At 27.0% G+C, this 14,015-nt stretch carries 16 protein-coding genes and 1 pseudogene; 15 read left to right on the forward strand and 2 right to left on the reverse strand.

The genetic code is table 11. The features are described from left to right. Nucleotides 1–6: 6 nt before the first annotated feature. Nucleotides 7–963, forward strand: a complete 957-nt coding sequence (locus tag OM90_RS01335; protein ID WP_058485087.1) for an RluA family pseudouridine synthase — start codon at nucleotides 7–9, stop codon at nucleotides 961–963. Between the two features lie 8 nt (nucleotides 964–971). On the opposite strand, the gene OM90_RS01340 is transcribed toward OM90_RS01335, so the two are convergent. Continuing rightward, nucleotides 972–2,153, reverse strand: coding sequence for a soluble NSF attachment family protein (locus OM90_RS01340; RefSeq protein WP_058485088.1), 1,182 nt, complete (start codon nucleotides 2,151–2,153; stop codon nucleotides 972–974). 107 nt (nucleotides 2,154–2,260) lie between these two features. Here OM90_RS01340 and OM90_RS01345 point away from each other — a divergent pair, with 107 nt between their 5' ends. After that, complete coding sequence (locus OM90_RS01345; RefSeq protein ID WP_058485089.1) at nucleotides 2,261–2,812, forward strand: Holliday junction resolvase RecU; 552 nt, start codon at nucleotides 2,261–2,263, stop codon at nucleotides 2,810–2,812. A 42-nt stretch (nucleotides 2,813–2,854) separates the two neighbouring features. Continuing rightward, complete coding sequence (locus OM90_RS01350) at nucleotides 2,855–4,117, forward strand: glycosyl hydrolase (RefSeq protein WP_058485090.1); 1,263 nt, start codon at nucleotides 2,855–2,857, stop codon at nucleotides 4,115–4,117. Between the two features lie 63 nt (nucleotides 4,118–4,180). Here the strand turns inward: OM90_RS01350 and OM90_RS01355 are convergent, their stop codons facing one another. Next, the gene (locus OM90_RS01355; protein ID WP_058485091.1) at nucleotides 4,181–4,405 is read right to left on the reverse strand and encodes a YgaP family membrane protein; all 225 of its coding nucleotides are present in this window, start codon (nucleotides 4,403–4,405) and stop codon (nucleotides 4,181–4,183) included. Between the two features lie 250 nt (nucleotides 4,406–4,655). Here OM90_RS01355 and udk point away from each other — a divergent pair, with 250 nt between their 5' ends. The 12 genes and pseudogenes from udk to OM90_RS13480 form a co-directional block, all read left to right on the forward strand. After that, nucleotides 4,656–5,276, forward strand: coding sequence for a uridine kinase (udk, locus tag OM90_RS01360; protein ID WP_058485092.1), 621 nt, complete (start codon nucleotides 4,656–4,658; stop codon nucleotides 5,274–5,276). A gap of 157 nt (nucleotides 5,277–5,433) precedes the next feature. Beyond that, nucleotides 5,434–6,699 (forward strand): ATP phosphoribosyltransferase regulatory subunit, encoded by a 1,266-nt coding sequence (gene hisZ / locus OM90_RS01365; RefSeq protein ID WP_058485093.1) that lies wholly within the window; start codon nucleotides 5,434–5,436, stop codon nucleotides 6,697–6,699. A gap of 1 nt (nucleotide 6,700) precedes the next feature. After that, complete coding sequence (gene hisG, locus OM90_RS01370) at nucleotides 6,701–7,333, forward strand: ATP phosphoribosyltransferase (RefSeq protein WP_058485094.1); 633 nt, start codon at nucleotides 6,701–6,703, stop codon at nucleotides 7,331–7,333. Nucleotides 7,334–7,353: 20 nt separating this feature from the next. Continuing rightward, nucleotides 7,354–8,649, forward strand: a complete 1,296-nt coding sequence (gene hisD, locus OM90_RS01375) for a histidinol dehydrogenase (RefSeq protein WP_408605906.1) — start codon at nucleotides 7,354–7,356, stop codon at nucleotides 8,647–8,649. Continuing rightward, on the forward strand, nucleotides 8,642–9,697 hold the full coding sequence (hisC, locus tag OM90_RS01380) for a histidinol-phosphate transaminase (protein ID WP_058485096.1): 1,056 nt from the start codon (nucleotides 8,642–8,644) through the stop codon (nucleotides 9,695–9,697). Before hisD ends, hisC begins: the two co-directional genes overlap by 8 nt. A gap of 50 nt (nucleotides 9,698–9,747) precedes the next feature. Further along, nucleotides 9,748–10,344 carry an imidazoleglycerol-phosphate dehydratase HisB gene (gene hisB / locus OM90_RS01385; protein ID WP_058485097.1) on the forward strand — a complete coding sequence of 199 codons (597 nt, stop codon included), beginning with the start codon at nucleotides 9,748–9,750 and terminating at the stop codon, nucleotides 10,342–10,344. Nucleotides 10,345–10,358: 14 nt separating this feature from the next. Beyond that, nucleotides 10,359–10,958: an imidazole glycerol phosphate synthase subunit HisH gene (gene hisH / locus OM90_RS01390; RefSeq protein WP_058485098.1), complete on the forward strand. Its 600-nt coding sequence runs from the start codon at nucleotides 10,359–10,361 to the stop codon at nucleotides 10,956–10,958. Nucleotide 10,959: 1 nt separating this feature from the next. After that, the gene (gene hisA / locus OM90_RS01395; RefSeq protein WP_058485099.1) at nucleotides 10,960–11,676 is read left to right on the forward strand and encodes a 1-(5-phosphoribosyl)-5-[(5-phosphoribosylamino)methylideneamino]imidazole-4-carboxamide isomerase; all 717 of its coding nucleotides are present in this window, start codon (nucleotides 10,960–10,962) and stop codon (nucleotides 11,674–11,676) included. A gap of 13 nt (nucleotides 11,677–11,689) precedes the next feature. Continuing rightward, nucleotides 11,690–12,451: an imidazole glycerol phosphate synthase subunit HisF gene (hisF, locus tag OM90_RS01400; RefSeq protein WP_058485100.1), complete on the forward strand. Its 762-nt coding sequence runs from the start codon at nucleotides 11,690–11,692 to the stop codon at nucleotides 12,449–12,451. Nucleotides 12,452–12,541: 90 nt separating this feature from the next. After that, nucleotides 12,542–13,114 (forward strand): annotated as a pseudogene (hisIE, locus tag OM90_RS01405) (bifunctional phosphoribosyl-AMP cyclohydrolase/phosphoribosyl-ATP diphosphatase HisIE); the annotation flags it as partial. 56 nt (nucleotides 13,115–13,170) lie between these two features. Further along, a complete protein-coding gene (locus OM90_RS01410) occupies nucleotides 13,171–13,578 on the forward strand; it encodes a putative ABC transporter permease (protein WP_058485334.1) in 408 nt (135 codons plus the stop codon). A gap of 277 nt (nucleotides 13,579–13,855) precedes the next feature. Next, on the forward strand, nucleotides 13,856–14,015 hold a 160-nt coding region (locus OM90_RS13480), incomplete at its 3' end, for a GntR family transcriptional regulator (protein ID WP_144428524.1).

Genomic DNA, 14,015 nt, shown 5'->3' on the forward strand with positions numbered 1-14,015 from the left:
GAATTTATGAGAGAAATACATATTACAGAAAAAGACGCTAATCAAAGATTGGATAAATTTTTAATTAAATATATGGATAAAAGTTCTAAAGGATTTATATATAAAATGTTGAGAAAAAAAAGAATAAAATACAATGGTAAAAAAGCAAAAGGCAATGAAAATCTTAAAATGGGAGATAGTATTCAGTTATATTTATCAGAAGAAACAATTAATAAATTTAGAGAGATAAAAGAAATACAAAATATAAAAACGACTTTTGAAGTTATATTTGAAGATAAAAATATATTATTATGTAATAAACCTTTAGGACTATTAGTTCATCCAGATAAAAAAAGTTCTAAAAATACATTAATTGATGAAGTATTGTCTTATCTTGTATCAAAGGGAGAATATGATCCAAAAAACTCTATGGGATTTACTCCTGGAATTTGTAATAGATTAGACAGAAATACTAGTGGAATCATTATAGTTGGGAAAAATTTAAAAACACTTCAAACTATAAACCAAATGATTAAAGAAAATAAAATAAAAAAATATTATTTAACTATTGTAAAGGGAGTAGTTGAAAAATCAGGAATTTTAAAAGGATATCATAAGAAAAATAATAAAAATAATCAAGTTGAAATTATGAATACATATAAGGAAGGTAGCAAATATGTAGAGACTCGTTATAGACCATTAAAAAATAATGGTGTTTACACTCTTTTAGAAGTGGAAATAATAACCGGGAGATCTCATCAAATTCGTGCTCATCTTTCAAAAATAAATCATCCTATAATAGGAGATAGAAAATATGGGGATTCGACAATCAATAATTATTTTAGAAAAAAATATAAATTAAAACATCAATTTTTACATGCTTATAAAATAAATTTCCCGGGAAAAAAAGAATTTATAGCAAATATGCCAGATATATATAAAAAAATTTGTATGGGTGAAAATATTAATATAAATTTACAATAGTAAATAATTTATGCAGGATAATTTTTAATAAATAAATATTTTTCAATTTCTTTTTCAGTTTTCCCGGCTAATTTTAAACATTCTCTACATTTTTTAACATTATCATCTAAAAGATAGTATTGGGCTGCTTGTTCATAATATTTTATATCTTTTAAGATATTAGCTGTATCAGAAGGATGAGGAAGTTTTTTTGCAAAATTAGCAACAAAATCTAATTTATTTTCTTGTTTAAAGTATTCTATAGCTTCGTTAAAGTCTTTTAATTGCTCATAAATCCAAGATATTTTTGTATAATTCTTTTTTTCTTTGAAATAAGATAATAAAAAATCGTATAATTTATGTTCTTGTGCAATTTTTAATGCTTTTTCTTCATATTCATTTTTTAGACAAAGATGAATAGCTTCCTCATATTTTTTTTGGGATATTAATATACGAACTGCATTATCAATATCTTGATTTTGTAAATAAAGTGTAAAAGCTTTAGAAGGATTTACAATTTCAAAAAATTTTGCAGCTTTTTCTATGTTTTTATTATTTAAAGCTTCTTGAGCTAATTTTTCATAAAGAATAAAGGAAGTTTTTTGATCTCCTATTTCTTCTGAAATTTTTAAAGCTTTTTCAAAAGAATTAATTCTAAGATAAAGTTTAATAGCTTCTTCATAATTTTTATTTACATACAATTCGTTACCTAATTTTTCTATATTATCGTAAAGTTTCTTTTTTTCTTCTTTAGAAGATATTTGTTCAATACAATCTAATGCTCTAATCCATTGTTTTTCTTTTAAATAACATTTAGCTGCCTTATTCCAAAGATGTGCTTGTTTATATAATGAAGCAGCTTTTATAGGATTAAAATGAGCATACATATTAGCAGCTTTAATTAAAGCACCTTGTTTTTCACATAAAGGAGCACCTAATTCATATAATTCATATAATTCTGCTGTTTGCATAGCTTCGTATATTTGGTTATTTTTTACTTGATAAATAAATACAGATTTATAGTCTTGAAGAATACGACTTATATGTATAACCTTTTCAAAATTATTTAAATATATATATTTTCTTCTAGCAAGTCTATATTTTTTTTTATTTTCTAAATAAACAGCTTGTTCTTCTAAGGGCATGGATAAATATCTAAATATTTCTTTAAAAAATTCATAAATTTTATTGAACCATTTTATGGATATCATTACATATTCCCCCTCACATTATTAAAGTATAATATATTTTATAAAAATACTCAATGAAGAAATTATAGTTTTGTGATAATATAATAAAAAAGAAAGTGGGGATAGGTATGGCATATTGGAATACTAGAGGTCTTAGGGGAAGTACTTTAGAAGAACTTATTAATTATACTAATGAAATTTATAGATCAAAAGGTTTAGCTATAATTCAAAAAATTCCTACACCTATTAAACCAGTTAAAATAAACCAAGAAAATAGAACTATTACTTTAGCCTATTTTGATCAAAAAAGCACAGTAGATTATATAGGAGTAGTTCAAGGTATTCCTGTGTGTTTTGATGCCAAAGAAACTACAAGAAAAAGTTTGCCTATCCAAAATATTCATGAACATCAAATTTGTTTTATGGAAGATTTTCAAAGACAAGATGGAATAGCATTTCTTTTAGTTAGTTTTATTGAGCATAATCAATATTTTATGTTGCCTTTTAATATATTAAAAAAGTATTGGTATCAAGCAAAAAATGGGGGAAGAAAATCTATTCCTTATGATGTTTTCCCAAAAGAATTAGAAATTTTTAGTAAACAAGGGGCATATATTCACTATTTAGAAGCTTTAAATACATATTTAAATATTAAAAATAATTATAAAATGAATAAATGATAATAAAAATGGAAAAGGTAACATATAAAGGAAGGGATTTTTGTGAAGCTAAAAAAAATTTATATGTTTACCTTTTTGTGTTTAATTATTACTGGGTGTAGTATATTAAATAGCAATGAAAATAATGATATAAAAGAAACTATATTATCTAATAAAATATTAAAAAGTGAAGACGAATATAAAAAAACTGATTATAAATTATTTATAAATATTCCAAGGGAATTAGGTTTATATGAACCTGTTGAAGGATGTTATATAGGAGCTTATATTTTATCTAATCCGGATATAAATTTTGATATTGATTTATTTGAGAAGACAACAGGTGTTAGTCATGGTATTTATTTAAGAAATATTAAGTTAGGGAGTGTTTTCCCTATTAATTGGATTTTAGAATGTACTTCCAGGATCAAAACTCCCAATATCATTTTGCAAGCTCCTAGTAAAGAATATCCTTACCAAGATTTTTTATTAGAAAAAACAGCAAAAGAATTTGGACAGTATTTTATTCCTATGTTTGTCCAATTTTATCCTAATCCACAACAATATAGAGATCCCCGTGAATATAAAGAATTTTTTAAAAAGGCAAGAAATATATTCAAAAAATATGCTCCTAATGTAGCTTTTGTGTGGAGTATTAATCTTGATAATACAAAAGATAGTTTAATCTATTATCCAGGAGATGAAGCAGTTGATTGGATAGGAATAAATGTTTATGATACAATAAATAATTCTGAGGATATATTTGAAGATATAGATTTTATATATTATTATTTTCAAAGTAAAAAGCCTATTATGATTTCACAATTAGGCATATCTCATTATTCTAAAAAAGGTCATAGATATTATATTGATGAAGCATCAGATAAGATTTCGTACTTTTACAATAACATAAAAAATAATTATCCTCAAATTAAAGCGATTAATTATATGGATTTTAATAATATTGAGGCTGCTCCAGAAGGTCAAGGACATGATAATTTTAGAATAACTAGTCATAAAGAATTAATAGATTCTTATAAAAGTGTTTTAAATAACGAATATTTTATTGATACAATTGATATTCAGAATATATATGATATTAAAAATCAATGGATTTCTAGTTACTATCCTATATATGAAAGAAATGAGGAATTCTTCATTTCTAAAAATGTATTAGAATATGAATGGAACGAAAAAGATTTGTTTATAAATGAAGAAAATAATACTATAATAGATGGGAATATATACTATCCTTTAAAAGTTTTACAACAGGATAATAACCTTAATCTTATAATTGAGAAGAAAAAAATAATAAAGATAAAATAAAAATATTTATAAAATTAAAATGCGCTTATATGTGGTATAAATACCATAAAAGCGCATTTTTACTTAGTATATTTTCTTTTTATGAAAACAATGGGATATTAAATTTTCTTCATGGGTACAAAGATTTAATATATAAAGCATTGGACAAAATCTAGTAATACCTTCAGCAATTTTCATACTTCCCATAGCTATAGTGCATTTTGATCTTTTTATAATTCCTATTCCAAATATCATAAATCCTAAAAATAATCTAATATAAGCATCACAAATTCCAATATTTTTTTTCATTTTTTCACATCCTTTTTATTAAAGAATATATTTATTTAAAAATTTATTAGAAATATTAACTCTTTTGTTATTATGTGTGATTAAATAAATTTAATTCATAGAGGTAAAAACTTCTTTTATAAACAAAGGATTTCTTATATAATATATATGGAACAGATGATTTATATAATCTTAAGAGGCGGGACAAAAACCGCCTCTTAAGATTGTAAGAATATAGATATGTAAATTTAAACTATAAGGAGAGTACATTATGAAAAATGTAATAGTAATTGGAGTAGCTGGGGGAACAGGTTCTGGCAAAACTACCTTAGTAAATTGCTTAAAGCAAGAATTTGATAATGAAGTAGCTACTATTAGTCATGATTATTATTATAAATCTAACGATGATTTATCTTTGGAAGAAAGAAAAAAATTAAATTATGATCATCCTAATGCCTTTGATACTGAGCTTATGATATCTCATATAAAAAAATTGAAAAAAGGAGAAAGTATTAAAAGACCAGTATACTCATTCATTAAACATACAAGATTAGATGAAACAGAAGAAGTAAAACCTGCAAAAGTAATTATAGTTGAAGGAATATTAATTTTTGAAAATAAAGATTTATTGGAATTAATGGATATAAAGATATTTGTAGATACAGATGCAGATGTAAGACTTATTAGAAGAATTTTAAGGGATGTAAAAGATAGGGGAAGGGATTTAGATTCAGTAATAAATCAATATCTTACTACTGTAAAACCTATGCATGAAGAATTTGTTGAACCAAGCAAGAAAAATGCAGATATTATAATCCCTGAAGGGGGATTTAATAATGTAGCTATTTCCATGGTTATAGATAAAATAAAAGCTTTTTTATCCCAAGGATAATTTGATAAATTAATGTTAATATAAGGAATGACCTTAAAGTAATTAAGGTTGTTCCTTAATTTTTTTAAATTGACAAAATAATTTTTTCTTTATATAATTATAACAATTCATTAATTTACAACTTTACAACGATAAAGAAAAATAAAGGAGGATTATTTTGAAAAATTATAGGCTTCATACTCCTGAGGGGGTAAGGGATTTACTTCCAGAAGAATGTACTAAGAAAATAGAAATAGAAAGAAGAATAGAATCAGTTTTTCATAGATATGGTTTTTACAATGTACAGACTCCTATGTTTGAATATTATGATGTATTTAAAAGTGGAGATATTCATCAAAACAGTATGTATAAATTTTTTGATGGAGAAGGAGATATACTTGCTCTTAGGCCAGATATGACCCCTCCCATTGCTAGAGTGGGATCCACTGCTTTAAAGGATGAAATAAAACCACTTCGACTTTGTTACATGGGGAATGCTTTTCGTTATAATGAAAGTTATAAAGGGAAGACAAGAGAATTTACCCAAGCAGGAGTGGAACTTTTAGGAATTAATTCTGATGAAGCAGATGCGGAGGTAATTGCTTTAGCTATTAATAGTTTAGTTGCGGCAGGACTTAAAGAATTTCAGATTGATTTGGGGCAGGTGGAATTTTTTAAAGGAATAGTTCAAGAAGCAGGACTTAATGAAGAAGAAGGAGAAAATTTAAGGCAATTAATAGATAGTAAAGATTTTATTGGAGTAGAAGAGCTAATAGAACAGTTTGATTTAGAAACAAATTTAAAGCAAATATTTTTAGACTTACCTAAATTATGTGGATCAATTGATATTATAGAAAAAACAAAAAAATTAACAGATAATCCTAGAGCTAAGAAAGCACTTATAAAATTAGAAAAAGTTTATAATATATTGTGTGATTATGGAGTAGAAAAATATATTTCCTTTGATCTTGGAATGGTAAATCGACTTAATTATTATACGGGAATTATTTTTAGGGGATATACTCATGGAATAGGTTTTTCTATTTTAGATGGAGGAAGATATGACGGATTACTTAAAAAATTCGGCAAAGATTGTCCAGCAGTAGGGGTAGGAATAATGATAGACCATCTTATAAGTGCTATAAATAGACAAAAGATAGAAATACCTATTTGGAAGGTAGATACTTTATTAGTATATGAAGAAAAAGGTAGAAGGCAAGCTTTGATGACCGGTGATGAATTAAGAAGGCAAGGAATGTACATTGAAAATAGTTTGATTAATGGGAGTTTAGAAGAAAATAAAAAATATGCTCTTTCAAAAAACATTGGAGGAATTTTATATTTTGAGGATGAACAACATGTTCAGTTAATTAATTTAATTGACAATGAAACCATAAAAACAACTGTAGATGAATTACTTAAGAATGCCAGTGGGGAGGAATAAAATGAGATATTTAACCTTTGCCCTAGCAAAAGGGAGACTAGCAGAAAAGACTATGGAGTTATTTGAAAGTGTAGGTTTTAGCTGTAATGAAATGAAAGAAAAAACAAGAAAATTGATTTTTACTAATGAAGATTTAAAATTAAAATTTTTTCTCGCTAAAGCTAGTGACGTTCCTACCTATGTAGAATATGGAGCAGCAGATATAGGAGTAGTGGGAAAAGATACCCTTTTAGAAGAAAAAAGAAATTTATACGAAGTTCTTAATTTAGGTTTTGGAAAATGTCGTATGACAGTAGCGGGACCTAAAGAAATGAAATATAAATTAAATAGTGGTCAAGATTTAAGAGTAGCTACAAAATATCCTAATATAGCTAGAGATTATTTTTATCATAAAAAACAACAAACAGTAGAAATTATTAAATTAAATGGTTCAGTAGAATTAGCACCTATTGTAGGATTAGCTGAAGTAATAGTAGATATTGTAGAAACAGGAAGTACTTTAAAAGAAAATGGATTAGTAGTATTAGAAGAAATTTGTCCTATATCAGCTAGAATGGTTGTAAATAGGGTTAGTATGAAAATGGAGTATGATAGAATTACAGATTTAATTGAAAAGGTAAAAAAAGTATTATAGAGAATAGAGGTGAATTTATGATTCAAGTAATAAATAATAAAAAATATGAAGCTATAGAGTTAATAAATGCTTTATATAAACGTTCTCAATTGAATTTTAATGAAGTACAAGAAATAGTAGATGATATTATAGAAAATGTAAGATGTAAAAAAGATAAGGCATTATTAGAGTATACAAGTAAATTTGATAAAGTAAATCTTACTAGTAAAGAACTTAAGGTTACAGAAGAAGAGATAAAAAAAGCTTATAAAGAACTAGATACAAATCTAATAGAGATTATACAAAAAGCTGCAGATAGAATTAGAAATTTTCATGAAAAACAAAAAAGAAATAGTTGGATTACTCCAGATGATAAAGGGACTATTTTAGGACAAATGACAAGACCTATGGAAAGTGCTGGTGTATATGTTCCTGGAGGGAAAGCTGCTTATCCATCTTCAGTTCTTATGAATGTAATACCAGCTAAGGTGGCTGGGGTTAAAAAAATTGTAATGGTAACGCCGCCACAAAAAGATGGAAGAGTTAATCCTGGAGTATTAGTGGCTGCTAAAATAGCAGGAGTAACAGAAATTTATAAAGTAGGAGGGGCACAAGCTATTGCAGCTTTAGCTTTTGGAACAGAAACGATTCCTAAAGTAGATAAAATAGTTGGACCAGGGAATATTTTTGTAACTTTAGCTAAAAAAACAGTTTTTGGGCATGTAAGTATTGATTCTATAGCAGGTCCTAGTGAAATCCTTGTTTTAGCAGATAAAAGTGCAAATCCTACTTTTGTAGCTGCAGATTTATTATCTCAAGCAGAACATGATGAATTAGCTTCGGCGATTTTAGTGACAACTAGTGAAGAATTAGCTTATGCTGTAAAGAATGAATTAATATCTCAAACAGAAAAACTTTCAAGAAAAGAAATAATAAAAAAATCTTTAAAAGATTTTGGTGCTATAATTATTGTAAATAATATAGAAGAGGCTATAGAAATAAGTAATAAAATTGCTCCAGAACATCTAGAAATTTGTACTAAAGAAGCTTTAACACTTTTACCTAAAATAAAAAATGCAGGAGCAATATTTCTAGGCCATTATTCTCCAGAACCCCTTGGAGATTATATGGCAGGTCCTAATCATGTTCTACCAACTAGTGGAACAGCTAAGTTTTTTTCACCTTTAAATGTGGATGATTTTATGAAAAAATCCAGTGTGATATTTTTCCCAGAAGATGCTTTAAAAGAATTAAGCGAAGATATAATTACATTTGCAGAAGCTGAAAGACTAACAGCTCATGCTAATGCTGTGAGGGTGAGATTTAACAATGATTAAAAATTATATTAGAAAAGAATTAAGGGATTTTAAACCATATCATGCAGATTTCATACAACAAAAAATTAAACTTGATGCTAATGAAAGTCCCTTTACTTTAAGTGAAAATGTAAAAAAGAAATTAATAGAGTGGATTGAAAATGAAGAAAATATAAATCGTTATCCTGATACAGATTCGACAGAATTAAGGAAAACTTTAGCTTCATTTTGGAATGTAAGTATAGATAATGTAATTTGTGGAGTAGGTTCAGACCAACTTATAGATTGTATGATGAAGGTATTTATTGAGCCAGGAGATAAAGTAGTTATGCCTACCCCATCTTTTAGTATGTATAGTTCAACAGTGGTTTTAAACCATGGAGTTCCAATTCAAGTAGAATTAAATTCAGATTATAGCTATCCAATAGAAAATATTATAAAATCATGTAAAGAAAATAATGCTAAAATACTAATACTATGTACTCCTAATAATCCTACAGGAAATGTGCTTTTTGAAGAAGAAATTAAAAAAATTGCAGAGAATGTAAAATGTCCTATATTAATAGATGAAGCTTATGGAGAATTCACAAGTAGTACTATGATACCTTTTATTAAGGAGTATCCTAATATTGTAGTATTTAGAACTTTTTCAAAGGCTTATGGATTGGCTGGACTTAGAGTAGGTTATGGGGTAGGGAATAAAGAAATAATAGATGCAATTTATTTAACTAAGCCTCCATATAATTTAAATACTATTTCCCAAAAAATAGCAACATGGGTATTGCAAGATTATAAAATTTATAAAGATAGAATAAGCTATTTAAAAAAAGAAAGAGAATATTTGTTAGAAGAACTAAAAAGTTTACCAAATATAAAAGTATTTAATTCAGAAGCTAACTTTATATTAATAGAAACAAACAAATTAAATCTTGTAAAAAAATTAGAAGAAAAAGAAATATTCGTTCGTTCTTTTCCTAAAAATTCTAAGACAATACTTATTAGGATTACTGTAGGGACAAAAGAACAAAATAAAATATTAATTAATGCTATTAAAGAAATATTAAAATAATTAACATGTATATTTAAAGAATATAAAAGTTTTATAAAGGAGAAAGTAAAATGATTGAAAAAAAAGCCCAAATCCATAGAAAAACAAAAGAAACAGATATTAAAATGTCTATTAATTTATATGGCAGAGGATTATCAAATATAAAGACAGGGATAGGTTTTTTTGATCATATGTTAACTCATATATCTAAACATGGATTTATAGATTTAAATTTAGAAGCTAAAGGAGACTTAGAAGTAGATTGTCATCACACTATAGAAGATGTTGGTATAGTTTTAGGACAATGTATAAATAAAGCATTAGGAGATAAAAAAGGAATAAAACGTTATGGTTCTATAATTTTACCTATGGAAGAGGCTTTAGTATTATGTGCAATAGATATATCAGGTCGTCCTTATTTAGGATTTGATGCAGAATTCACAGTAGAAAAGGTTGGAGGAATGGATACAGAAATGGTAGAAGAGTTTTTTAGAGCCTTATGTATTCATGGAGGAATTAATATGCATATAAAAGTTTTGAGTGGCAAAAACAATCATCATATTATAGAAGCTATGTTTAAAGCTTTTGGGAAAGCTTTAGATGAAGCTACTCAAATAGATTCTAGAATAGAAGGAGTACTTTCTACTAAAGGTATTTTAGAAGTATAGATAAGGGGGAAAATATGAGTATTGCAATAATTGATTATGGAATGGGAAATCTTAGAAGTGTTCAAAAAGCTTTTGAATTCTTAGGATATGAAGCTATTGTTACAGATAAGAAAGAAGAAATCGATCAAGCTGAAAAAATTGTACTTCCAGGAGTTGGTGCTTTTAGAGATGCCATAAAAACTATAAGAACTAAAAAATTAGATAAAGAAATATATAAAGCAGTAGAAAATGGAAAACCATTTTTAGGAATTTGTCTTGGAATGCAATTAGCATTTGATAAAAGTTATGAATACGGAGAGTATGAAGGACTTGGATTACTAAAAGGAGATATAGTAAAACTTCCTGATAATGTTAAAGTTCCACATATAGGATGGAATTCCTTAACAGTTAAAAAGAAATCTCCTTTATTTGAAGGACTTCCTGAAGAACCTTATGTATATTTTGTTCATTCATATTATTTAGAAACTAGTGAACCTATTGTATCAGCAACTACTTTTTATGGCAAAGAAATACAAGTAGCAGCACAAAAAGATAATATATATGTAACTCAATTTCATCCAGAAAAAAGTGGAGATATTGGACTAAAAATACTAAAAAACTTTGGAGGGCTTTAAAATGAGGATTTATCCAGCAATTGATATAAAGGGAGGAAAGTGCGTAAGACTTTCTCAAGGACGTTTTGATAAAGTAACAGTTTATGAAAAGAATCCAGTAAAAATAGCAAAAAAATGGGAAGAATCAGGAGCTAAATTTATTCATCTAGTAGATTTAGATGGAGCTTTATTAGGAGAAGAAGTAAATAAAAATGTAATAAAGGAAATCATAGGGGCTGTAAACATTCCTGTACAAACAGGTGGTGGAATAAGAAATATTAAATCCATAGAAGATAGACTTTCCTTAGGGGTAGAGAGGGTAATAATAGGAACAGCGGCAGTTAAAAATCCCAATTTAGTAAAAGAAGCAGTTAAAACTTTTGGAGAAGATAAAATAGTTGTAGGGATAGATGCTAAAAATGGTAAAGTAGCAGTAGAAGGTTGGGAAAAATTAAGTGATATATCTGCCATAGAATTATGTCTTAGAATGAAAGATATGGGTGTTAAAACTATTATTTATACGGATATTGCTAAAGATGGTATGTTATCTGGAGTAAATGTAGAATCTACAAAAGAACTTATAGAATCTACAGGATTAGATATAATAGCTTCTGGAGGAGTAGCAACTATGTCAGATTTGGAAAAAGTAAGCAATATTGGAGTGGAAGGTGTTATTATAGGAAAAGCCCTTTATCAAGGAAGTATAGATTTAAAAGAGGCTATAAAAGCTTTTCAATAATAGGAGTGATAGTATGCATACAAAAAGAATTATTCCTTGTTTAGATGTAAACAATGGAAGAGTAGTAAAAGGAGTTAATTTTGTTAATTTAGTAGATGCAGGAGACCCTGTTGAAATTGCGTCTGCATATAATGAAGCAATGGCTGATGAAATTGTATTTTTAGATATTACAGCTTCTTCAGATAACAGGGATATTATGATAGATGTTGTTAGAAGAACAGCAGAAAGAGTATTTATTCCTCTTACAGTAGGAGGAGGAATTAGAAGCATTGAAGATTTTAGAAAAATACTTAGTGCGGGAGCAGATAAAATTTCCGTAAATTCTGCAGCTTTAAAAAGACCTGAACTTATTACAGAAGCTGCAGAACGTTTTGGAAATCAATGTGTTGTTGTAGCTATTGATGCTAAAAAAAGAGAAAATAATGATGGTTGGGAAGTATATTTAAATGGTGGACGTGTAAATACAAAAAAAGATGCTATAGAGTGGGCTATAGAAGCAGAAAAGAGAGGGGCTGGAGAAATTCTTTTAACTAGTATGGATTGTGATGGGACTAAATCAGGATACGACATTGAACTTACCAAAGCAATTTCACAGTCAGTTTCTATTCCTGTGATTGCCTCTGGAGGAGCAGGAAGTAAAGAACATTTTTATGAAGCTTTAACAGAGGGAGGAGCAGACGCCGCTTTGGCAGCTTCCTTATTTCATTTTAAAGAAATGGAAATAAAAGATTTAAAAAATTATTTAAAACAAAAAGGTATATCTGTGAGAATTTAATAAAAATGAAAGTGGAGGATATAAATGGATTTCATAAATAAATTAAAGTTTGATTCTAAAGGATTAATACCAGCAGTTGCTCAAGATATAAATACAAAAGAAGTGTTGATGGTAGCCTATATGAATAAAGAAGCCATACAGAAGACTATAGAAACAGGTAAGGCTCATTACTATAGTAGAAGTCGACAAAAACTATGGCTTAAAGGAGAAACTTCTGGACATTTTCAAATAGTTAAGGAAATTTCATTTGATTGTGATTTAGATACTATATTAATTAAAGTAGAGCAAATAGAAGGGGCATGTCATACAGGACACTATTCTTGCTTTTATCGTTATTTAGAAGGAAATGAATTAAAAGAAAAGGAGGAAAATATTTTGGATAATAATTTTGAAATATTACAAGAAATCTATAATGTAATAGTAGATAGAAAAAATAATCCAAAGGAAGGGTCTTATACTAATTATCTTTTTGATAAAGGTATAGATAAAATGTTGAAAAAAGTAGGAGAAGAATCTGCGGAAGTAATTATAGCTTCAAAAAATAATAATAAAGAAGAGATAGTTTATGAAATGTCAGATCTTTTATATCATTTAATGGTGGTAATGGTTGAAACAGGTGTAAAATGGGAAGATATTTGTAAAGAATTAAAAAAAAGAAGATAAAAATTGGAAACAATGAATTATAAATATTTATAATGTTTATTGTAAAAAATAATCTTATGAGGAAAAGATTTATTTTTTATGGATTATGCGGATGGTGTATGGAAATAATTTGGACTGGTTTATGTTCCTTATTAAATGGAAATATATCTTTAGAGGCCGGAACATATATATGGATGTTTCCAATTTATGGACTAGCAGTTTTTCTTGAACCTATTCATGATAAAATACGAAGTTGGCCAGTTATTATCCGAGGAGGTGTTTATATATTTTTAATATTTTTAATTGAATATATAACTGGTTGGACTTTGCAAAAATTAATAGGATTTTGTCCTTGGGATTATACTGGAAATGGATTATCAGTGAACGGATTTATTCGTTTAGATTATGCTCCAGTTTGGTTTATAGCAGGATTAATATTCGAAAAAATACATGATAGTTTAATAAATATAAAAATTTTTTCATAAAGAATAATCTATTATTTATTAACTTTTTTAGAGTTATTTAAAATTAATTTTAGAAATTATAAGCATAAAAGAGTTTGAATGTACTATTGTAAAGCATTTCAAACTCTTTTATGCTATAATTATAGTATTAAAATATAACAATACATTTACAATAAAATTTATACCTAACTAGAAATTTTTTGAAATTACAATTCATAAAAAGGGAGTGTTGTAAAACAAAAAACATATTGTATAATAATTATAGTTTTAAAGTGAAAAGTTGATGAGGTGGGTTAATATGAAATTTTCAGGATTAAAAGAGTATGTTTATCACGAAGTTAAAAAAAAGCTAATAAATAATGAAATTAAGCCAGGAGAAAGAATTTGGGAAGAGAAGATAGCAGAAGAATTAGGGGTAAGTAGGACTCCAGTTAGAGAAGCGATAAATAGATTAATTG

This window comes from Defluviitalea phaphyphila, from assembly GCF_001466305.1.
Classification (GTDB): domain Bacteria; phylum Bacillota; class Clostridia; order Lachnospirales; family Defluviitaleaceae; genus Defluviitalea_A; species Defluviitalea_A phaphyphila.